Genomic DNA, 21146 nt, shown 5'->3' on the forward strand with positions numbered 1-21146 from the left:
CCTTCTGTTCCGCTCGAAGTTGAGCTAGAGACTGCACCGCGTGCACGAGAATGGCAATAGCTGCGTGACTTTGAGCGAGTTTGAAGAGTAGGGTCCGGACTGTGCTTCCCGCCCGACGACACGAGCTGATCCTGCGCGCACTGCGCTCGGACGGCCCCAGCACGGTGACCGCGCTGGCCGACCTGCTGGCCACCAGCCAGGCGACGATCCGCCGTGACCTGCTCCAGTTGGAGGAGGAGGGCCTGCTGCGGCGGGTCTTCGGCGGCGCGGTGCCGGTCAACGGCCACGACGACCCGTTCGCCGACGTGGCCGACGTGCGGGTCGAGGCCAAGGACGCGGTCGCCGCCCGCTGCGCGTCGATGGTGCGGGACGGCCAGACCGCGCTGCTGGACATCGGCACCACCGCGCACCGCATCGCCCGGCACCTGCGCGGCCGCTCGCTCACGGTGATCACCAGCAACCTCGCCGTCTACGAGGAACTGGTGGAGGACAAGGACATCCAGCTGATCCTGCTGGGCGGCGTGGTCCGCCGCGACTACCGGTCGCTGGTCGGCTTCCTGACCGAGGACAACCTCCGCCAGGTGCACGCCGACGTCCTCTTCCTCGGCACGAGCGGAATCCGCCCGGACGGCCACGTGCTGGACACGACCGCGGTCGAGGTGCCGGTGAAGCGGGCGATGATCGCCGCCGCCGAGAAGGTGGTGTTGGCCGCCGACGCCGGTAAGTTCCCCGGCACCGGCATGGCCCGCGTGTGCGGGCCGGAGGATCTCGACGTCGTGGTGACCAACACGGCCGCCGACGCGGCGACGTGTGAGGCACTGCGCGAGGCTGGGGTGGAGGTCGTGACGGTATGAGGCTGACGATCCTGGGTGGCGGTGGCTTTCGGGTTCCCCTGGTCTACCGGGCGCTGCTGGCGGACAAGGGCGAGGGGCGGGTCACCCACGTGACCCTGCACGATCTGGATCCGCGCCGGTTGGACGCCATCGTGAAGGTGTTGCGGGACCAGGCTGCCGGTCACGACGACGCGCCGGCTGTTGACGTGACAACAGACCTGGACGAGGCGGTGGCCGGGGCCGACTTCGTCTTCTCCGCGATCCGGGTCGGCGGCCTCGCCGGACGGGCCACCGACGAGCGGGTGGCGCTGGAGCTGGGCGTGCTGGGCCAGGAGACGGTCGGCGCGGGCGGCATCGCCTACGGACTGAGGACGATCCCGGTCGCGGTGGACATCGCCCGGCGGATCGCCCGGCTGGCCCCCGAGGCCTGGGTCATCAACTTCACCAACCCGGCCGGCATGGTCACCGAGGCCATGGCCGCGCACCTGGGCGACCGGGTGATCGGCATCTGCGACTCGCCGGTCGGCCTCGGCCGGCGTGCCGCCCAGGCGCTGGGCATCGACCCCGCGCGGACCTGGCTCGACTACGCCGGCCTCAACCACCTGGGCTGGCTGCGGGCGATCCGGGTCGACGGCGTGGACGTGCTGCCGCGGCTGCTGGCCGACGAACACGCGCTGACGTCGTTCGAGGAGGGCAAGCTCTTCGGCGCGGACTGGTTGCGCGCCTTGGGTTCGCTGCCCAACGAGTACCTGCACTACTACTACTTCAACCGCGAGGCGGTGGCCGGGGCCAAGGCGGCCGCCCAGACCCGCGGCGCGTTCCTGCTGGACCAGCAGTCCCGGTTCTACGAGCGGATGGAAGCCCCCGGCACGCCCGCGTTCGCCACCTGGGACGCCACCCGGCTGGAGCGCGAAGTCACGTACATGGCGGAGAACCGCGAGGCGGTGGACGCCGGCGAACGCAACTCCTGCGACCTGGACTCCGGCGGCTACGAGAAGGTCGCCCTCGCCCTGATGCGGGCCATCGCGCTGGACGAGCGGACCACGCTGATCCTCAACGTGCGAGGTCGGGGTGCGCTCAAGCCGTTGGACGACGAGGCAGTGGTCGAGACCAACTGCCATGTGGACGCCAACGGCGCGCGGCCGATCATCGGTTCGCCGCTGGACGCGCACGCCGCCGGCCTGGTCACGGCGGTGAAGGCCGTGGAGCGGGACGTCATTCGCGCCGCCACCACCGGCGACCGGACCGCCGCGCTGCGGGCCTTCGCCCTGCATCCCCTGGTCGACTCGGTGGCCGTCGCGCGGCGGCTGCTCGACGGCTATCTGACCACCGCCCCGGGCCTGGACTACCTGCGTGAGGAGAGCCGTGTTTGACGACCGCAAGCAGGTCGAGGACCGCCTGGACCGCGTGCTGACGCAGCGGATCCGGCCCGCGGTCTACGGTGCCGCGATCCCGCTGACGCTGACCGCGTGGCACGTCCCGGACGAGCCGGTGCCGGTGACCGAGGCGCTGGCCGCGGCGTACGAGCCGTTCGCCGTGGGGGAGCGCTGGGGAAAGCCGTGGTCCACCAGCTGGATTCGCGCCGTCGGCACTGTGCCGGCGGAGTGGGCCGGCAAGCGGGTGGAGGCCGTTTTCGATCTGGGGTTCATCGGGGACTGGCCGGGCGGGCAGGCCGAGGCGCTGGTGTACGACGCGTCCGGGCAGCCGGTGAAGGGCATCGAGCCGCGCAACCAGTACGTGCCGGTGGCTAACCCCGCTGCCGGCGGCGAGCCGGTGGAGCTTCTCCTTGAGGCGGCCGGCAATCCCGACATCCTGGCCAACGGCTTCATCCCGACCCCGTTGGGCGACAAGCTCACCGCGCCGCCGGACCCGCTCTACACCTTCGCCCGCGCCGATCTCGCCGTGCTCGACGAGGACGTCTGGCATCTGGTGCTGGACATCGAGGTCGCCGGCGAGCTGATGAAGCAGCTGAGCGAACACGACACGCGTCGGCACGAACTGCTCCGCGCGTTGGAACGGATGCTCGACGCGCTCGACATCGCCGACGTCTCGTCGACCGCCGCCGCGGCCCGAGCCGAGCTGGCCGAAGTGTTGTCCCGGCCGGCACATGCCAGTGCGCACACCCTGTCCTCGGTGGGCCACGCGCACATCGACAGCGCCTGGCTGTGGCCACTGCGGGAGACGGTCCGCAAGACCGGGCGGACCTTTTCCAACGTCACGGCGCTGGCCAAGGACTATCCGGAGTTCGTCTTCGCGTGCTCGCAGGCGCAGCAGTACGCGTGGGCCAAGGAACACCACCCCGCCGTCTACGCCCGGATGCAGGAGGCGGCCAAGGCCGGCAACTGGGTTCCGGTCGGCGGCATGTGGGTCGAGGCCGACGGCAACCTGCCCGGCGGCGAGGCGCTGGCCCGGCAGCTGGTGCACGGCAAGCGATTCTTCATCGAGGAGTTCGGCGTCGACTGCGAGGGCGTGTGGCTGCCGGACTCCTTCGGCTACACCGCGGCCTACCCGCAGCTGGCCAAGCTGGCCGGCATGCGCTGGTTCCTCACCCAGAAGATCTCCTGGAACCAGACCAACAAGATGCCGCACCACACGTTCTGGTGGGAGGGCATCGACGGCAGCCGGGTCTTCACCCACTTCCCGCCGGTGGACACCTACAACGCGGTGTTCTCCGGCGAGGAGCTGGCCCACGCCGTGCGCAACTACGCCGACAAGGGCGGCGGCACCCGCTCGCTGGTGCCGTTCGGGCACGGCGACGGCGGTGGCGGCCCCACCCGCGAGATGATGGAGAAGGCCCGGCGGCTGCGGGATCTCGAAGGCTCGCCGCGGGTGGTCGTCCAGGATCCCAACACCTTCTTCCGCGAGGCGCAGGCCGAGTACGCCGACGCGCCGGTGTGGTCGGGTGAGCTGTACCTGGAGCTGCACCGGGCCACGTACACCAGCCAGCACCGCACCAAGTCCGGCAACCGCCGTAGCGAGCACTTGTTGCGCGAGGCCGAGCTGTGGGCCGCGACCGCCGCCTTGCGGGTCGGATTCCGTTATCCCTACGAAGAGTTGGACCGGTTGTGGAAGACGGTGCTGCTGCACCAGTTCCACGACATCCTGCCCGGCAGCTCGATCGCCTGGGTGCACCGCGAGGCCGAGGCGACGTACGCACGCGTCTCGGACGAGCTGCACGCCATCATCGCCGATGCCGCGGTGGCGCTGGCCGGCCCCTCGCACGATGTGCCGTGGGTGCTCAACGCCGGTCCTCGTCAGCGTACGGAAGTCATCGCGCTGCCGAAGGAATTGGCCTCCGGTGGGCAGGAACTGTCGGACGGCACGGTGGCCGTGCTGGTGGACGCTCCGGGCTCCGGCGCGGGTCCGCTCGTCGCCGCCGCCGGGCAGTCGGACGTGGTGGTCGGCGATCGGTTGCTGGACAACGGTTTGGTGCGGGTCGAGTTCGACGACGACGGCCTGTTCTGCTCCGTCTACGACCTGGTCCACGACCGCGAGGTGTTGGCCCCTGGCGCGCGTGGCAACCTGCTTCGACTGCACACCGATCTCCCGAACCACTGGGACGCCTGGGACATCGACAAGCACTACCGTCACCAGTACGTGGATCTCACCGAGGCCTCGGCCATCACCGTGGTCGAACGCGGGCCGTTGGTCGGTGCGCTGCGGGTCGAACGCCGCTTCGGGTCCTCCACGCTGGCGCAGACCATCCGGCTGCGGGCCGGCTCGCCGCGGATCGACATCGAGACCGAGATCGACTGGCACGAGCGGGAGAAGATCATCAAGGTCGCCTTCCCACTGGACGTGCACGCCGACCGGTCGGCCGCGGAGATCCAGTTCGGCCACGTCTTCCGGCCCACCCACACCAACACCAGCTGGGAGGCCGCCCGGTTCGAGGTCTTCGGCCACCGCTGGGTGCACGTCGCCGAGCCCGACTACGGCGTCGCCGTGCTCAACGACTCCACCTACGGCCATGACGTCGGCCGCACCGCCCGCGAGGACGGCGGCACCACCACGACCGTGCGGCTCAGCCTGGTCCGCGCGCCTCGCAGCCCCGATCCGCAGGCTGATCAGGGCCTGCACCGGATGACCTACTCCCTGCTGCCCGGGGCCACCGTCGCCGACGCCGTTGAGGGCGGCTACGCCCTCAACCTGCCGCTGCGGGTGGTGCCCGGCGGCGAGCAGGCGTCCACGCCGTTGGTGACACTCGACGGACGCAAGGCCGCCGTGGAGTCGGTCAAACTGGCCGACGACCAGTCCGGTGACGTCGTCGTGCGGCTCTACGAGTCGCTCGGCGGCCGGGCGGAGACCGTCCTGCGCCCCGGTTTCGCCGTCGCCCGTGCCCAGGTCGTCGACCTGTTGGAGCGCCCGCTGGGCCAGGACCTGCGACCGGAGCCGGACGGCGCCGTACGCCTGCGGCTGCGGCCGTTCCAGGTCCTGTCCCTTCGTCTCACGCCGGCCTGACGCAACGGTTGGGCATCGGCGCGCGAAGAGGGCTGCTGGACGTGGGGTGTGAGCGCTAACGTGCCGAGGTGCTCGTGGACCCGGTTGCCGTGGAATGGACGTCGCGAATCGCCGCGGACATGAGCGCCAGACTTCCCGAACTCGCCGCGAGCATGGTCCATCACTACGAGCGCGAGGTGCCGCGGCTGGTCCGGGATGACGAGCAGATGGTCGGGCTGCTGGCCGCGAGCGTGCTGGAGAACGTGCAGACGGCCGTGCACCTGTTCCAGCACAACATGGATCCGGCCAACGTGGAGGCGCCGGCGGCCGCGCTGGAGTACGCGCGCCGGCTCGCGCAGCGCGGCACCCCGGTCGTCGACCTGGTCCGGGCGTACAACCTCGGGCAGACCCTGATGCTCGACCACGCGCTGGGGGAGGGGATCAAACACATAGACGACGCCGCGCTGCTGGGGACGATGATTCGTCACGTGATGACGGTGTCCGCGACCCTGATCGACCGGGTCATCCAGCAGGCGGTCACCGCCTATGAGGAGGAACGCAACCACTGGCAGCTCAACCGCAGCGCCATGCGCGCGGTGAAGGTCCGCGCCCTGCTCGACGACACTCAGACGAGCACGAGGGAGGCCGAGGCCGCGCTGGGGTACGAGCTGTCCGGCACGCACCTCGGGCTGGTCGGCTGGTGCCGTGACCGTGACTCGCCCGTCGGCCGGGACGTGCTCGACCAGCTGGGGCCGGTGGTGGACCGGCTGGCGGACCGGCTGCGGTGCGCGAGCGAGCCGCTGATGGTCGCCCACGACGAGAACACGGTGTGGGTGTGGCTGCCGATCGAGCACGACGGCCCGATCGAACCGGACGTGTTCGAGACCGCGACGGCCGGCGGCGGCGTCCGGATCGCGGTGGGCGAGCCCGGCGTCGGCCTGGACGGATTCCGACGCACCCATCAGCAGGCCCTCCGGATTCACGCGCTCGCGCTGGTGGCCAACGGCAGCGACGACGCGGTGCTTCGCTTCCGCACCATCGGCCCGATCGCATTGATGGCCGACGACCTGCCCGCCGCCCGGGTGTGGGTGGGGCAGACGCTGGGGCGGCTCGCGGTCGACGACGAGTCACACGGCCGGCTGCGCGAGACCCTGCTGGCGTTTCTGACCGCGGGATCCAGCTACACCGCGGCGGCCGCCGCGCTGACCTTGCACAAGAACTCGGTGCAGTACCGGGTGCGCAGGGCCGAGGAGCTACTGGGCCACCCCGTGACAGAGAACCGGTTCAACGTCGAGACCGCCCTCTCGCTGTGCCGGTGGCTGGGCCCGGCGGTGCTGACGGTGGGGTGAGGCGAGACGAGACGGACTCGGGTTCGATGACACAAGGTGGCGGCGCATCCTTGGGTTCCGGACACGAAGCCATTCGTGATCGTTTTGTCTACAGTTGGCGCATGGCCCCCGAGAACGGCGTGGAATACGCTTCCGATTCCGATCGGCGCGAATCGTCTCCCGTTTTCGTGTTGGTGAGATTGCGGCGTGGTGTGGTCGGTGAGTCCCAGCGGACGACTCACCTGGTGGACGTGACCGCCGTCGACCGCGGGTTCAGCTGGATCAAGGCCCTGTGCGGCGAGCGGATGGTCGTGGGAGAGACGGACCTGCTCACCGACCTGACCGGCATGCCCTGCGAATCGTGCCTGATTCGGGCCAGCGCCGGCACAACGCCCTCGCGGCCCGGCGGTGACCGCTTCGACGGCTTGCACAGCCTTTCCGCGTAATCGCCGGCCGAACACCCAGGTCAGCAGGGTGGTTGGTAGTCCATGCCCGGGAAGTAGCGGTCCCAGTCGGCGCGGCTGAGCGGCGGGGCGGCCGTCGCGCAGAGGCGGGCGGCGACGCGGTCCGGGTCGGTGTCCCACAGCCGTGCGGTGTGGTCCTGGCTGGCGCTGGCCAGGGTGTGGCCGTCGGGGCTGAACGCCACCGAGTACACGCGTTCGGCGTGTCCGCTGAGATCAGCGAGCTCGGTGGGGTGCGCGCGGTCGGAGACGTCCCACAGCCGCACCTGACCGTCGGCGCTCGCGGTGGCCAGCATGCTGCCGTTGAGCGCCACCGAGTAGACGGCGTCGGTGAACGCGAGTGGAGCGGTCTGGTCCGTGGGGTTGTCGAGATCCCAGAGCCGAACCGTGTGGTCCTGGCTGGCGCTGGCCAGGATGTGGCCGTCCGGGCTGAACGCCACCGACTTCACGGCGTCCGCGTGCCCTTCCAGGGTGGCGGAGGGTGCGGGGTGCGAGGGGTCGGCCATGTCCCACAGCCGGATCCGGCCGTCGTCCCCGGCGGCGGCGAGCCGGTGCCCGTCCGGGCTGAACGCGACCTCGTCGATGCCCGCGGCGACGTCCATCGACGCGATCGCCCGTGGCGATCCGGGTTGCGTCATGTCCCACACCAGCGCCACGCGGTCGCTGCCACCGGTGGCCATCAGCTTGCCGTCACGGCTGTAGGCGACGCTGTTCACCGCGTCGGTGAACCTGGTCAGCGGGTCGCCGAGCGGCGTGATGTGGGCCAGGTCGTGGACGTCCCAGAAGCGCACGGTGCGGTCGGCCGACGCGGACGCCAGCGTGCGGCCGTCGGGGGAGAACACCACGGAGTTCACCGGCCCAGAGTGTCCATTCAGGACGGTCGGCTCGTCCGGTCGGGCCGGATCTCCGATGCCGCGCACCAGGATCTCGCCGTCGTAGCCAGCGGTCGCCACTGTCTTGCCGTCGGGGGAGAACGCCGCGTGGTAGACGGCGTTGGTGTGCCCGCCGAGCTGCGTTCCCGTCACGTCCCAGAGCCGGACGGTCCGGTCGTCGGAGGTGGTGGCCAGGGTGCGGCCGTCGGTGCTGAACGCGACGCCGTACACCGCGGCGCTGTGCCCGGCCAGCGTGGCGAACCCGAACAGTCCGCCGTTGCCCACGGCCCACAGGCGAACCGTGCGATCGGCGCTCACGCTCGCGACGGTGCGGCTGTCGGGGGCGAAGACGACCGCCCGGATCTCGTCGCCCTGCGCGGCGGTGATGGAGGACGTCCGGACGACGTGGCCGGGATCGGTGACGTTCCACAGCCCCAGCGTGCGGTCAGCGCTCCCGCTGACCAGCATGTGCCCGTCAGGGCTGAACGCGACCGCCCCGACGCCGCCGGTGTGGCCGGCCAGCGGGGCGCCGTCGGCCACCGGATGGTGGGGATCAGTCAAGTCCCACAGCCGGATTGTGTGGTCGGCGCTCGCCGTCGCCAGCAGTTTTCCGTCCGGGCGCAGCGCCACCGCCAGCACCATGTCGTCGTGGGCCGGGATCGGATCGCCCAGCGGGGCGGGGTGGTGCGGGTCGCTGAGGTCCCAGACCCGTGCGGTGTGGTCGAAGCCGCCGGAGACCAACGTCCGCCCGTCGGCGGAGAACGCCACCGAGGTCACGTTCCCGCTGTGCCCCTTCAGGATGATGGGTCCGGTGGGGTGGGCGGGATCGGTGAGGTCCCAGATCCCCACGGTGCCGTCCCAGCTCGCGCTGGCCAGCACGTTGTGCCCGAAGGCGACCGCGTTCACGCCGGCGGTGTGCCCGATGAGGGCGGTGATCTGCTTGGGGTGATGGGAATCCCGCGTGTCCCAGAGCCGGATCGTGCGGTCCATGCTCGCGGTCGCCATCAGCTTGCCGTCGGCGGAGTAGGCCACCCCGCCGACCGCCGCGGTGTGGCCGGCCAGCTGTGTGGCGTACGGCGCGCCGAACGTGCTCAGCAGCGAGCTCAGCGCCTCCTGCGTGGGCGAGAGGCGGTACGCGGCCAGGGACAACTGGGCGGCGAGGGCCGGATTCGCCGCGCGCACCCCATCGGCCTCGACCGCGACCCGTTGGGACACAGCGATGTTGCGCTCCTGGCCGGCGTTGTGCTCGGAGCGGAACGCGTACACGGTCGCGGCGACGGCGACCACCAACAGCACCGACAGCACGGCCACGAGCTGCCGCAGCCGCAGGCGCTGCCGCCGCTCGCGGGTCCGCTCCTGTTCCTGAGCGGCGATGCTGGCGTCGAGGAACTGCCGCTCCCGCGCGTTGAGCGGATCGTTGGCGCGGCTGTCCCACTCGCGCGCCGACTCCAGCCGGCTGCCCCGGTAGAGCGCGCCGGGATCCCGGTCCAGCGACTCCCAGGTGTTGGCGGCCTCGGTGAGCTGCCGGTGCACGCGGCGGCCGTCGCGATCCTCGGCCAGCCAGCCGCACAACCGTGGCCAGGCCCGCAGCAGCGCCTCGTGGGTCAGCTCCACCGACTCCCGGTCGAGCATCACCAGCCGGGCCGCGGCGAGGCGTTCCAGCACCGCCGCCATGGCCGGGTCGCTGTCCAGCTCGTCCCGACCGACCCTCGCCTTGAGGTCGCCGACGCCGTCGCCGACCGCCGTCAGCCGCAGGAACAGCTGCCGCACCAGGAGCCGCTGCTCCGGATCGAACTCCGTGTACAGGTCCTCGGCCGTCTTGGCCAGCGCGCCGTCGATGCCGCCCGCCGCCTCGAAACCGCTCAGCGTCAACGTGTTGCCCCGTCTCCGCCGCCACGTCTCCAGCAGCGCGTGCGACAACAGGGGGAGCAGGCCCGCGTGCCCGCCGACCTGAGCCACCAGCGCCGCCAGCAGCGGACCCTCCACCCGCGTCCCGGCCAGCACCGCCGGTTCGACGATGGCCTCGCGCAGCTCCTCGGTGGTCATCGCGCCGACAGCCACCACCGCGTCCCGCAGATGGGCCAGCAGGTCGGGAGAATCCATGCAGTGGCCGTAGAAGTCGGCGCGGACGCCGAGCAGCAGCCGATGTGGTCCGGCCGGCTCGTCGGCCAGCGCCACCAGATGTGCGATGAACTCCGCCCGTTCGGCGGCGTCCGCGCAGCGGGTGAACACCTCTTCGAACTGGTCCACCACGATCAGCGTCTCGCCGCGTTCCGGCAGCCCGTCGAGCTCGGCCAGCGGGTGTTCCCCCGGCGTGAACAGCACCACCTGCCGGGACGGCCCCCGCCAGCGGGCGATCACCCCCGCCCTCAGCAGCGACGACTTGCCCGCGCCCGACGGTCCGAACACCGCCACCAGCCGATGCGCCGTCAGCCGCTCCAGCACTTCGTCGATCAGCCTTGTGCGGCCGAAGAACTTGCCCACATGCTCCGGCTGGAACGCGTTGAGCCCGATGTACGGCGACTCCCGGTCGTCCTCCTGAACCGAGGACGTCTCGTCGGCCAACTCCGCCGCGATCTCCCGCCAGCGCCGCTCCCAGGCCACCACGTCCCCGTCGCAGCCCCGCACGTAGGCCAGGGTCACCGGCAGGCTCGGCAGCTTCCGCCCCGACGCCGCCTCCGACAACGTCGCCGCCGAGTAGTGCACGCGCCGTCCGAGCTCCCGATACGCTGGACTGTTCGCCTTCACCCGCAGCGCCCGCAGGTCAGCCGCGAAGGCCGACAGCGATTCCTCTCCCGGTCGCAACGGCTGCTCGCGTCGAGGCACGCCTCACCCCCTGACGGAATTGTCCGCGTCGGGCGTGATCGTGTCCAGCGGTCGGATGATCCCCCTACCGTGCCCCGAGCCGAGTGGCGGCGACCGCGACGCGCGCCCCACCGTCGAGCCGACCGGACGGGAACAAGGCCGAGGCCTGGGCGAGGAATTCCTGGCGGAGCCGGTTGGTGTTTTCGCTGTCGAGCGTGGCCATGTCGTAGTAGCTCGGGACGGCGGATTCCCATACCTGTTCGGGAGTTCCGGTCAGCTCAAGCGTGATCTCCTGCCAGGAGACCGCGTCGAAACCAGCCGGCGCCAGCAGTTCGTCCAGGCCGGCCCGGTTCCGCGTGCGGCGGTCACCCATACGCGGGACACGCCGCTCCGGCGGCACGGCGGCGAAGATCGGTCGGGCCAGCGACAGGAAGAGGTCGAAGCCGCTGCCTGGTGCGGGACCGGCCCCCACCGCGACCGCGAATCGGCCCCCGGGCTTCAACACCCGGGCCGTCTCGGCAATGACCCGCTCGACGTCGGACATGAGCATCAACGCCATGTGGGACACCACCGCGTCGAACGAGTCGTCGGCGAACGGGAGCCGCTGCGCGCGTCCCAGACGGAGGTCGGCGTCACGCAGCTCGGGCCGTTTGCGGGCCAGGGCCAGTTCCCCCTCCGACAGATCGATTCCGGCGAGCCCGTCCGCGCCGTTGCCGGCCAGCACCGCCAGCAGCGTGCCGTCGGCGCAGCCGAGATCGAGCACGTGTTGTGCACCGGTCACGTGATCGGCCAGGAACTGGTAACTCGTCCGTCCGTCAGACATACGAGTCGCGAGGGCGCTGCTCGCCATCGATCCGGGTGTCCGGTCGTGATAGGCGCGCAGGAAGTTCTCGCTCGCGGGAGTTTCCTCTGTCGCGGTCATCTGGCCAAGGTAGTGGTTTGTGGCGTTGTCGCGGGGCGGTTCGGGGTTGCGGGCCGGTGGGGAGGTTGGCTAGGTCGCTCGGTTTGGCGATCCGGATTGGATTGACGAAGTGGCTCCGGGTGGATTTTGCGCGGAGCCTCTGGGCGATGGCGTATCGAGGCGTCATCGGGCAGGCTCCGCCTGCCTCGATTCGCGGATCAGCGTATGCCATCGCCCCCCTCCGCGCAAAATCCACCCTCCGATTCGAGTTCTTGTGGGTTCTTGAGTGGGCTGGGCTGGTTTCGCTGTGGAGTGGTCAAAGAACAGGTGGGGCGGGTGGTCAGTATTGGTGGGGGTGGGTGGTGTAGTGGCGGCCCAGTGGGGTGACCCAGTGGAGGGTGTTGTCTGTATCCAGGGTGACTGTGTGGTTGCCGTGTTTGAGGTGGTGGTGATGGGCGCAGTAGCCCTTGAGCTGAGTGGCAGCGGTCTTTCCTGTGGGCCAGGGGGTGGTGTGGTCGAGTTCTTGGATGGGGGTGGTGCAGCCGGGGGCGGAGCAGACTCCACCTGCGTTGAGTTCGGCGAATTCCTTGATGCGGGTGGTGGGGCGGTAGGTGTCGGTGCTCAGTTCGGAGGCCCGCCGGTACTGGTCGAGGAGCAGGCCGCGCCAGGGGGCGTGCATGGCCAGTTCGCGGGCGGAGTCGGCGGCGATGGGGCCGTAGCCGTCCAGGAGACCGGGGTCCTCGGTCAGGCCCATCAGGGTCTCCAGCGAGATGGTGACGTGGACCTTGACCTTGCGGTCCACCCCGTAGCCCAGGAAGCGGTCCAGGAAGGCGTCGGCCCGTTTCTGGTCGGTGGTGCGGTCGTCCTTGACCAGGGCCCGCGCATCCTGAGTCAGCACGTCGTACGCCTCGCGGGCATCCAAGGCGGTCAGGGTGATCCGCAGCTGGGCCATGCCGTCCGGAAGGGGCGTGAACTCGACCCGACGGTCCTGCTTGGCCTTCAGACGACGCTGGTCGTACCCGGTCGGATCGACCTTCGCGACCAGCGCGGTGGTGCGCCGGGCCAGTTGGGTACGGGTCAGCTTCGGGGCGACCTCGACCAGTTCGTCTTCGACGTTGGCGATCATGGCCGGGTTGGGCAGGTTGACGATCCGCTCGTCCACGGTCTCCAGCCTGCGCAGGTCCAGCTCTCCTCGCCGTAGCAGTTCCGACAGTCGGGGCAACCGGTCCAACACCTCGCTGCACCGCTTCTGCCGGACTACCGACTGCTCCGGCTCATGCACCGCCATCGCCATCTCAGCCGTGTCCTCCACATCCCGCAGAATCGACAACTGCACATGATCAGCGAAGGCTTTGATCTTCCGCGCCAGAACGAATGCGGTCACCTGTTGATCGGCGGTCAGAGCGTTGAGGTCCACACCCATGAGCAGATCCAGCAGGGCCCCATAAGGCTCTCTACTCTCCAACTCTCGGGTGAGTTCTTCCATGCCTCCAGAATACGCCGATCAAAGATCGAACTCGAATCCCTAACGGGTGAATTCGCTCCCATGCTCATTTGGCAACCCTAACCTGCCAAGTCACCCCGCAAACCCAACAACCGTCCACTCTCAGCTTGAGGGTGGATTTTGCGTGGAGGGGGGCGATGGCGTACGCTCGTCCGCGAATCGAGGCAGGCGCAGCCTGCCTGATGATTGCCTCGATTGCCATCGCCCAGAGGCTCCACGCAAAATCCACCCGGGGATAACCCAAAAATCCACCCCAGAACCATCACCAGCGAACACCGCCAACCCAACACCCCTCAAAACGCACAACCACACAGCCAAACCAACCGCATACCCTGAGTAACACCGAAAATACCCCCAACGGGTACCCCGCCACCCGGCACCGACCGACACCAACGCCACGACGACGGCCTCCCGTCTCTGATCGTGTTCGCACCGGCCAGACGGCGGTCGTATTGTTGGCTCGTGCATCCACGGTATATCCCGATGACGGCCGCGTGACCGCGCCGACCCGCGCCGCGCGGACCGCGATCCTGACGGTCGACGACGATCCCGGAGTGTCCCGGGCGGTCGCCCGAGACCTACGTCGCCGCTACGGCGACCAGCACCGCATCATCCGTGCCGAGTCGGGGGCGCAGGCCCTGGACACGTTGCGGGAGATGAAGCTGCGTGGCGAGCTGGTGGCGGTGGTGGTGGCCGACTACCGGATGCCGGACATGAACGGCATCGAGTTCCTCGAACAGGCGATGGACCTCTACCCGTCGGCCCGCCGGGTGCTGCTGACCGCCTACGCCGACACCGGGGCGGCCATCGACGCGATCAACCTGGTGGATCTGGACCACTATCTGCTCAAGCCGTGGGACCCGCCGGAGGAGAAGCTGTACCCGGTGGTGGATTCGCTGCTCGACGCCTGGGCGGCCACCGACCACAGGCGGGTGCCGGAGACCAAGGTGGTGGGCCACCAGTGGTCGGCCCGCTCCTCGGAGGTGCGCGAGTTCCTGGCCCGCAACCAGGTGCCCTACCGCTGGTACCAGGTCGACGAGCCGGAGGGTGAGCGGCTGCTGGCCGCGGCCGGGGCGGACGGGCGGACCCTGCCGGTGGTGGTCACCGCCGACGGCGAGGCCCTGATCGCGCCGTCCGACGCGGCGCTGGCCGACCGGGTGGGTCTGAGCACGAAGCCGTCGGAGCGGTTCTATGACCTGGCCATCATCGGCGGCGGACCGGCCGGTCTCGGCGCGGCGGTCTACGGCGCCTCCGAGGGGCTGCGGACCGTGCTCATCGAGCGCACGGCCACCGGTGGCCAGGCCGGCCAGAGCTCGCGGATCGAGAACTACCTGGGCTTCCCGGACGGCGTGTCCGGCGCGCAGCTGGCCGACCGGGCCCGGCGGCAGGCCACCCGGTTCGGGGCGGAGCTGATCACCACCCGGGACGTGGTCGGCGTGGAGGTCAACGGCTCGGCCCGCACGGTGCGCTTCGCCGACGGCGAGGCCATCGACGCGCACGCGGTCATCCTGGCCACCGGCGTGTCGTACCGGCAGCTCGTCGCGCCCGGCCTGGACGAGTTCACCGGCCGCGGCGTGTACTACGGCTCCGCCCTGACCGAGGCCACCAACTGCTCCGAGCAGGACATCTACATCGTCGGCGGGGCCAACTCGGCCGGCCAGGCCGCGGTGTACCTGGCCCGCACGGCCCGGTCGGTGACGATCGTGGTGCGGGCCGGCTCGCTGACCGACTCCATGTCGCACTACCTGATCCAGCAGATCGCCGCGATCCCCAACATCTCGGTGCTGACCTGCACCGAGGTCGTTGAGGCGCACGGCGGCGAGCACCTGGAGAAGATCTCCCTGCGGCACAACGGCAGCGGCGAGGTGCACACCGTGGACGCGTCGTTCCTGTTCGCGTTCATCGGCGCGGCGCCCCGCACCGACTGGCTGGACGGCGTGGTGGCCCGCGACGACCGCGGTTTCGTCATCGCCGGCCCGGATCTGGATGTCGAGAAGGCGCTGCGGGACTGGCCGCTGGACCGGCCGCCGTACCACCTGGAGACCAACGTGCCCGGCGTGTTCGTCGCCGGCGATGTGCGCTGCGACTCGGGCAAACGGGTCGCCTCCGCCGTAGGCGAGGGAGCCATGGCGGTCATGCTGGTGCACCGTTATCTGGAGCGCACATGAGCCATCTGCCGTGCGACATCGCTGAGCTGCGCACACTGTTCCTGTTCGAGAAGCTCGACGAACAGCAGCTGGACTGGCTGTGCGAGCACGGGCACATCGAGCACTTCGAGCCCGGCCCGGTCTATCACGAGGGCGATCCGGCGACCTGCTTCTACGTGCTGATCGAGGGCGGCCTGGCGCTGTCGCGGAAGGTCGGCGCCGAGGATGTGGAGATCACCCGGACCACCTCCCGGGGGGTGTACGCCGGCGCGTGGCGGGCGTTCCTGGGCGACCGGGTGCCGCAGAACTACGACGGTTCGATGCGGGTCACCGAGCCGTCCCGGTTCTACGTGCTCGACGCCGCGCTGTTCGAGCAGCTGATGCGGGACTGGTTCCCGATGGCGCTGCACATGCTGGAGGGCCTGTTCTTCGGCATGCAGAACACCCAGCAGGCGGTCGGGCAGCGGGAACGGCTGCTGGCCCTGGGTTCGCTGTCGGCCGGGCTGACCCACGAGCTGAACAACCCGGCCGCCGCGGCCGTGCGGGCCACCTCCGCGCTGCGCGAGCGGGTCGCCGGCATGCGACACAAGCTGGGCATGATCGCCGCCGGTCCGTACGACCGGACGGCGCTGGAGAAGCTGATCAAGCTCCAGGAGCAGGCCGTCGAGCACGTGGCCAAGGCCAAGCCGCTCAGCCCGCTGGAGGCCGCCGACCGGGAGGACGAGCTGGCCGACTGGTTCGACGAGCACGACATCGCCGGCGGCTGGGACCTGGCGCCGACCTACGTGCAGGCCGGGCTGGACGTGGAGTGGCTGGACTCGGTGGCCGGCAGCGTGGACGCCTCCATCCTGGAAGGCGCGCTGCGCTGGCTGAACTACACCATCGACACCGAGCTGCTGATGTCCGAGATCGAGGACTCCACCACCCGGGTGTCCACCCTGGTCACCGCGGCCAAGCAGTACTCGCAGCTGGACCGCGCGCCGTTCCGTCCGGTGGACGTGCACGAGCTGCTGGACAGCACGCTGCTGATGCTCAGCCGCAAGATCGGCGACGGGGTCACCGTGGTCAAGGAGTACGACCACAGCCTGCCCCAGGTGCCGGTGTACGCGGCCGAGCTGAACCAGGTGTGGACCAACCTGATCGACAACGCCATCGCCGCGATGGACGGCGTCGGCACGCTGACCGTGCGCACCGCCCGCGACGAGGACCGGTTGCTGGTGGAGATCGGCGACACCGGTCCCGGGGTGCCGGCGGAGATCAGGAGCCGTATCTTCGAACCGTTCTTCACCACCAAGCCGGTGGGCTCGGGCACCGGGCTGGGCCTGGACATCTCCTGGCGCATCGTGGTCAACAAGCACCACGGGGACCTGTCCGTCGAGTCGGTGCCCGGCGACACCCGGTTCCAGGTGCGCATCCCGCTCACCACCCAGGAGGCAACCCCATGACCGTTCCCGGGATCGACCCGTCCGTGCCGCCGAGCGGGACCGGCTGCGTCGAGTGCGACGCCGCCGGCGGCTGGTGGGTGCACCTGCGCCGGTGCGCGCAGTGCGGCCACATCGGCTGCTGCGACTCGTCCCCGGCCCAGCACGCCAGCGCCCACGCCGCCGCCACCGGGCACCCGTTCATCCGCAGCTTCGAACCGGGCGAGGACTGGTTCTGGAACTACGAGACCGAGCAGGCATACGAGGGGCCGGCGCTGGCCGACCCGCAGCACCACCCGGTGGACGCCGCCATCCCGGGCCCGGCCGACCGGGTGCCCGCCGACTGGCGCAGCCACGTGCACTGACCTCTCGCCATGGCTTCGGTCGCGGACTGGCAGAGCTTCGCGGTGATGACCGGTGGCGCCAGCGGCGCGCTCACTGGTCTGCTGTTCGTCGCGGTGTCCCTGAACGCCAACCGGATCGCCCGACATCGGGCCCTACGGGCCAGCGCCGGGCAGACTCTGGTGCTGTTCCTGGTGCCGCTGATCATGGCCACCGTGCTGCTCGTCCCTGGCCAGCCCGAGTGGGCGCTGGGCGCGGAGCTCATCGCCGTGGGGCTGGGCGCGGCGGTGAGCCTGCTGAACATCGGGCGGCGGAGGCGCGAGCCGGCCGAGGACAAGTGGCTGGTCAGTGTCTTCGATCGCCGTGACACCAATGTGATCGTCATGCTGCTGGTCGTGGCCAGCGGCGCTGTCCTGATCGCGGGGGCGAGCGCCGGGCTGTACCTGCTGGTGCCGGCCGCCCTCGTCGCGTTCCTCAGCGGTGTGGTGAACGCCTGGAACTTCCTGCTCCCGCCACCCGGTGAGCACACCGACCAGCCGCCGGGTCCCTGACCTGGTTCTTGTCGGCCGCCGCCCGGAGCGCTACCGTTTGGAAGCAAACGAGTAGCGGAGGGCGTCATGGGCGACTTCGGTGATCGTGTGCTGGTCGACGTGGATCTCGCCGACCTGGACCTGTTCGAGCGGCACGCCGCGTGGCCGGTGTTCGAACGACTGCGCCGGGACGCGCCGGTGCACTGGAATCCCGAGCCGGCGCCCAACTCCGGCTTCTGGTCGGTGACCCGGCACGCCGACATCGTCGCCGTGGACCGGGACACCGAGACGTTCACCTCGACCAAGTTCGTGAACCTGGAAGAGGTCGACGACGACCAGATCCGGATCCGTCGGTCGATGCTGGAGTCCGACGGCGTCCGGCATCGGGCCCTGCGCAAGCTGCTGCTGCGCGAGTTCGGCGGCCCGGCCCTGCGCCGGTTCGAGGACTTCCTGCGCGACCTGACCGCCGTCACCGTGGATGCCGCGCTGCGCAAGGGGGAGTTCGACTTCGTCAGCGAAGTCAGCGCCGACTTCCCGATCCAGGTGCTGGCCCGGCTGCTCGACGTGCCCGAGGGGGACACCGGGCAGTTGATCAGGTGGGTCAACCAGATCATCGGCAACACCGACCCCGAGTACACCGACGTGCTGCTGTCCGACGCGGCGAGCGAGCACTACAAGAACGTGCCGTTCCGCTCGCCGGCCTCGCTGGAGGTCTTCGAGTATGGTCGGGCGCTGGCCCGGCAGCGGCGCGGCGGCGACGGCGAGGACCTGGTCAGCAAGCTGGTCAACCGGGTGCCGGTCGACGGCGAGCCGTTGTCCGCCAGGGAGTTCGACAACTACTTCCTGCTGTTGGTGGTGGCCGGCAACGAAACCACCCGGCACACCATCAGCCACGGCATGCACGCCCTGCTGCACCATCCCGACCAACTCCGCCTGCTGCAACAGGATCCGTCGCTGATCCCCAACGCCGTCGAGGAGATCCTGCGGTGGGCCAGCCCGATCTACCACTTCCGCCGCACCGCCACCCGTGACGTCGAACTCGGCGGCCAGCACATCCGATCCGGCGACAAGGTGGTCATGTGGTTCGCCTCGGGCAACCGCGACGAGACCGTGTTCGACGACCCCGACCGGTTCGACGTCACCCGCACGACCAACCCGCACCTGACGTTCGGCAAGAACAGTCCGCACTTCTGCCTCGGGGCCAACCTGGCCCGCTTGGAGGTCCGACTGATGTTCGAGACCCTGTTGCCCCGCCTGAAAAACGTCGAGCCGGCCGGCGAGGTGACGCGCGTGCGCAGCAACTTCGTCAACGGTATCAAGCAGTTCCCGATCCGCGTCCGCGCCAACTGACGTGCGGGCGTTATGTGTGTTGCACGACGCCATGTCCAGCCCCGGTCTGGTCGGCGACGCGCTGCGTGAGCAGGGCTGGCGGGTCGATGAGATCACTGTTGTCCCGGCTTCCTCGCACCACGAACCGAATGTGGCGATGTCGTTCCCGGACAGCGCGGACTACGACCTGCTGGTCCCGGTCGGCGCGCCGTGGAGCGCCTACGACGACCAGCGGATCGGGCGCTGGCTCGCGCCGGAACTGCGCTGGCTGGCCGACGCGGTCGCGCGCGGCGGCGCGGTGCTGGGCATCTGTTTCGGCGCTCAGGCGTTGGCCCGCGCGCTGGGCGGCGGTGTGCGGCGGGCCGAGACGCCGGAGATCGGCTGGGTGCCGGTGGACTCGGACGTGCCGGAAGTGGTGCCGGCCGGGCCGTGGTTCCAGTGGCACTTCGACAGATTCGCACCACCGCCGGGCGCGGTGGAGATCGCCCGCAACTCGGCCGCGTCCCAGGCGTACCGGATCGGACGGTGCCTCGGTGTGCAGTTCCATCCGGAGGCGACGGCCGAGGGCATCGAGGTGTGGGTGGACAACGGCGGCGCGGCCCACGCGCGGGCGTTGGGCATCGAGCCGGCCGACCTGCTGGCGCAGGCGCGGCTGCTGGCCGCGGAGGCACGGGAGCGGGCCCGGGCGCTGGTTTCCGGCTATCTGACGACGATCCACTGTTGCGGTCAGAACGTTTGACCCCGTACGATCCAGCGATCTCCTGGGGGACCGACTTGGGAGGAGTCTCATGGCTGGCACGGAATCCGGCGTGGACGGCAAGCGCCTCGGCGGTTCACTGAATCTGCTCGACGCCACCGCCCAGTCGGTCGGCGTGATCGGACCGGTCTTCTCCATTGCGTTCCTGGTGCCGCTGCTGGTCGGGCTGAACGCCTCCGGCAGCGGCGCGGGCACGGCGGCCCCGCTGTCGGTGGTGATCTCGGCCGTCGGCGTGCTGGGACTGGGCTGGATTGTCGCGGAGTACGCCCGGCGCATCCACGCCGCCGGCTCGCTCTACGACTACGTCACCGACGGCCTCGGGGCCCGGGCCGGCGGCGCGGCCGGATTGCTGTACTACGCCGGGATTCTTGCCCTGGGCTCGGGCATTCTGGTGATGATCGGCGGCACCGTGCACGACACCCTGCAGAGCGAGTTCGGCATCACGCCGCTGCCCGAGGTGGTCTGGGACCTGATCCTGTTGGCGGGCCTGGCCGTCGTGCTCTACCTCGGCGTCGCGCTGTCCACCCGGGCCCAGCTGGCGCTGGCCCTGGTCTCGTTCACCGTGGTGCTGGCGTTCATGATCTTCGTGATCGTCCAGGTCGGCCCCGGCAACCAGGTCGCGGCCGCGTTCAGCCCGAGCGGATCACCGCAGGGCCTGGGCGGTGTGTTCTTCGGCGTGCTCTACGGAGTGCTGCTGTTCACCGGTTTCGAGGCCGCGGCCAACCTGGGGGAGGAGACCGCGCACCCCAAGCGGGACATCCCGCGTGCGGTGCTGATCTCCGTGCTCACGGTGGCCGGCTTCTACGTTATCGGCTCCTATGCGCAGGTCGCCGGCTTCCACTTCGACCTGGACGCGGTCGGCAAGAACGCCGGCGCGCCGCTGTTCGGCCTGGCCGGACCGGTGTCCGACGGCGGTTTCGGCTCCACGGCGGTGCGCCGGGTGTTGGAGCTGGTGGTGGTGTTCGACATGCTGGCCGTGCTGATCGGCTGCTCGGTGTCGGCCTCCCGCGGCCTGTTCGCGATGGCCCGTGACCACCGGCTGCCGCATGTGCTGTCCCGGGTGTCCCGGCGCGGCGGTCCGCTGGCGGCCAGCCTCGTCGTGCTCGGGATCGGGTTGGCCACCATCCTCGTCACGGCGCTGTGGCCCGACCTGTTCGCCCAGTCCGGCATGCCCCACTACGCCGCTATCTTCAGTTGGGGCAGCACGTTCGGCGGCTTCGCGCTGTCCGTGATCTACCTGCTGATGTCGGTCGGCGCCATTCGCGGCCTGCGTGATCACCGCAAGCCGTGGGCGGTCTACCTCGCCTGCACGGTAGGTGTGCTGGTCACCGCCGCCGCGATCTTCGGCTCCGTCTACCACGTCGCCGCGCCGACCATCTACGCGCCGTACGCGGCGATCGGCGTGTTCGTCGTCGGCCTCGTCGTCTCCGCCGTGCGCCGCCCCGCGTCCGTGCCGGTGGCCGACTCATGACGCCGCGA

General features: G+C 70.2%; 15 protein-coding genes. 12 read left to right on the forward strand and 3 right to left on the reverse strand.

Annotated features, from left to right (window positions below; all coding sequences use genetic code 11):
- Nucleotides 1–101 precede the first annotated feature (101 nt).
- The 5 genes from JJ691_RS07535 to JJ691_RS07555 all read left to right on the forward strand — a co-directional run bounded on the left by JJ691_RS07535 (nt 102) and on the right by JJ691_RS07555 (nt 7044).
- Complete coding sequence (locus tag JJ691_RS07535) at nt 102–854, forward strand: DeoR/GlpR family DNA-binding transcription regulator (protein ID WP_211768067.1); 753 nt, start codon at nt 102–104, stop codon at nt 852–854.
- Nucleotides 851–2206 carry a 6-phospho-beta-glucosidase gene (locus JJ691_RS07540; RefSeq protein WP_211768068.1) on the forward strand — a complete coding sequence of 452 codons (1356 nt, stop codon included), beginning with the start codon at nt 851–853 and terminating at the stop codon, nt 2204–2206. Before JJ691_RS07535 ends, JJ691_RS07540 begins: the two co-directional genes overlap by 4 nt.
- Complete coding sequence (locus JJ691_RS07545) at nt 2187–5291, forward strand: alpha-mannosidase (protein WP_249227756.1); 3105 nt, start codon at nt 2187–2189, stop codon at nt 5289–5291. Before JJ691_RS07540 ends, JJ691_RS07545 begins: the two co-directional genes overlap by 20 nt.
- 119 nt (nt 5292–5410) lie before the next feature.
- Nucleotides 5411–6619 (forward strand): PucR family transcriptional regulator, encoded by a 1209-nt coding sequence (locus tag JJ691_RS07550; protein ID WP_211768069.1) that lies wholly within the window; start codon nt 5411–5413, stop codon nt 6617–6619.
- A 101-nt stretch (nt 6620–6720) separates the two neighbouring features.
- Complete coding sequence (locus tag JJ691_RS07555) at nt 6721–7044, forward strand: hypothetical protein (RefSeq protein WP_249227757.1); 324 nt, start codon at nt 6721–6723, stop codon at nt 7042–7044.
- Nucleotides 7045–7064: 20 nt separating this feature from the next.
- Here JJ691_RS07555 and JJ691_RS07560 read toward each other — a convergent pair whose 3' ends face one another.
- The 3 genes from JJ691_RS07560 to JJ691_RS07570 all read right to left on the reverse strand — a co-directional run bounded on the left by JJ691_RS07560 (nt 7065) and on the right by JJ691_RS07570 (nt 13123).
- The gene (locus JJ691_RS07560; RefSeq protein WP_249227758.1) at nt 7065–10757 is read right to left on the reverse strand and encodes an nSTAND1 domain-containing NTPase; all 3693 of its coding nucleotides are present in this window, start codon (nt 10755–10757) and stop codon (nt 7065–7067) included.
- Between the two features lie 64 nt (nt 10758–10821).
- Nucleotides 10822–11658, reverse strand: a complete 837-nt coding sequence (locus tag JJ691_RS07565; protein WP_211768070.1) for a class I SAM-dependent methyltransferase — start codon at nt 11656–11658, stop codon at nt 10822–10824.
- 319 nt (nt 11659–11977) lie between these two features.
- Nucleotides 11978–13123: a DUF222 domain-containing protein gene (locus JJ691_RS07570; RefSeq protein ID WP_211768071.1), complete on the reverse strand. Its 1146-nt coding sequence runs from the start codon at nt 13121–13123 to the stop codon at nt 11978–11980.
- 512 nt (nt 13124–13635) lie between these two features.
- Between JJ691_RS07570 and JJ691_RS07575 the strand changes: the two genes are divergently transcribed.
- The 7 genes from JJ691_RS07575 to JJ691_RS07605 all read left to right on the forward strand — a co-directional run bounded on the left by JJ691_RS07575 (nt 13636) and on the right by JJ691_RS07605 (nt 21138).
- Nucleotides 13636–15309, forward strand: a complete 1674-nt coding sequence (locus JJ691_RS07575) for an FAD-dependent oxidoreductase (protein WP_211768072.1) — start codon at nt 13636–13638, stop codon at nt 15307–15309.
- Complete coding sequence (locus JJ691_RS07580; protein ID WP_211768073.1) at nt 15306–16733, forward strand: ATP-binding protein; 1428 nt, start codon at nt 15306–15308, stop codon at nt 16731–16733. The genes JJ691_RS07575 and JJ691_RS07580 overlap by 4 nt, the downstream gene beginning before the upstream one ends.
- On the forward strand, nt 16730–17074 hold the full coding sequence (locus tag JJ691_RS07585) for a UBP-type zinc finger domain-containing protein (RefSeq protein WP_211768074.1): 345 nt from the start codon (nt 16730–16732) through the stop codon (nt 17072–17074). Before JJ691_RS07580 ends, JJ691_RS07585 begins: the two co-directional genes overlap by 4 nt.
- Before the next feature lie 9 nt (nt 17075–17083).
- Complete coding sequence (locus JJ691_RS07590; protein WP_211768075.1) at nt 17084–17602, forward strand: hypothetical protein; 519 nt, start codon at nt 17084–17086, stop codon at nt 17600–17602.
- Between the two features lie 66 nt (nt 17603–17668).
- Entirely contained in the window at nt 17669–18931 is a 1263-nt protein-coding gene (locus JJ691_RS07595; protein WP_211768076.1) for a cytochrome P450, read from the forward strand.
- Nucleotides 18932–18962: 31 nt separating this feature from the next.
- Nucleotides 18963–19649 (forward strand): type 1 glutamine amidotransferase, encoded by a 687-nt coding sequence (locus tag JJ691_RS07600; protein WP_211768077.1) that lies wholly within the window; start codon nt 18963–18965, stop codon nt 19647–19649.
- A 49-nt stretch (nt 19650–19698) separates the two neighbouring features.
- Nucleotides 19699–21138, forward strand: coding sequence for an APC family permease (locus JJ691_RS07605; RefSeq protein WP_211768078.1), 1440 nt, complete (start codon nt 19699–19701; stop codon nt 21136–21138).
- Nucleotides 21139–21146: the final 8 nt, after the last annotated feature.

This window comes from Kutzneria sp. CA-103260, assembly GCF_018263855.1.
Taxonomy (GTDB): Bacteria; Actinomycetota; Actinomycetes; order Mycobacteriales; family Pseudonocardiaceae; genus Kutzneria.

Excerpts from the sequence above, each read along its gene's own strand:
- JJ691_RS07540 (WP_211768068.1), top strand. The coding sequence starts at position 851 with ATGAGGCTGACGATCCTGGGTGGCGGTGGCTTTCGGGTTCCCCTGGTC.
- JJ691_RS07550 (WP_211768069.1), top strand. The coding sequence starts at position 5,411 with ATGAGCGCCAGACTTCCCGAACTCGCCGCGAGCATGGTCCATCACTAC.
- JJ691_RS07555 (WP_249227757.1), top strand. The coding sequence starts at position 6,721 with ATGGCCCCCGAGAACGGCGTGGAATACGCTTCCGATTCCGATCGGCGC.
- JJ691_RS07565 (WP_211768070.1), bottom strand. The coding sequence starts at position 11,658 with ATGACCGCGACAGAGGAAACTCCCGCGAGCGAGAACTTCCTGCGCGCC.
- JJ691_RS07570 (WP_211768071.1), bottom strand. The coding sequence starts at position 13,123 with ATGGAAGAACTCACCCGAGAGTTGGAGAGTAGAGAGCCTTATGGGGCC.
- JJ691_RS07580 (WP_211768073.1), top strand. The coding sequence starts at position 15,306 with ATGAGCCATCTGCCGTGCGACATCGCTGAGCTGCGCACACTGTTCCTG.
- JJ691_RS07585 (WP_211768074.1), top strand. The coding sequence starts at position 16,730 with ATGACCGTTCCCGGGATCGACCCGTCCGTGCCGCCGAGCGGGACCGGC.
- JJ691_RS07590 (WP_211768075.1), top strand. The coding sequence starts at position 17,084 with ATGGCTTCGGTCGCGGACTGGCAGAGCTTCGCGGTGATGACCGGTGGC.
- JJ691_RS07595 (WP_211768076.1), top strand. The coding sequence starts at position 17,669 with ATGGGCGACTTCGGTGATCGTGTGCTGGTCGACGTGGATCTCGCCGAC.
- JJ691_RS07600 (WP_211768077.1), top strand. The coding sequence starts at position 18,963 with ATGTCCAGCCCCGGTCTGGTCGGCGACGCGCTGCGTGAGCAGGGCTGG.
- JJ691_RS07605 (WP_211768078.1), top strand. The coding sequence starts at position 19,699 with ATGGCTGGCACGGAATCCGGCGTGGACGGCAAGCGCCTCGGCGGTTCA.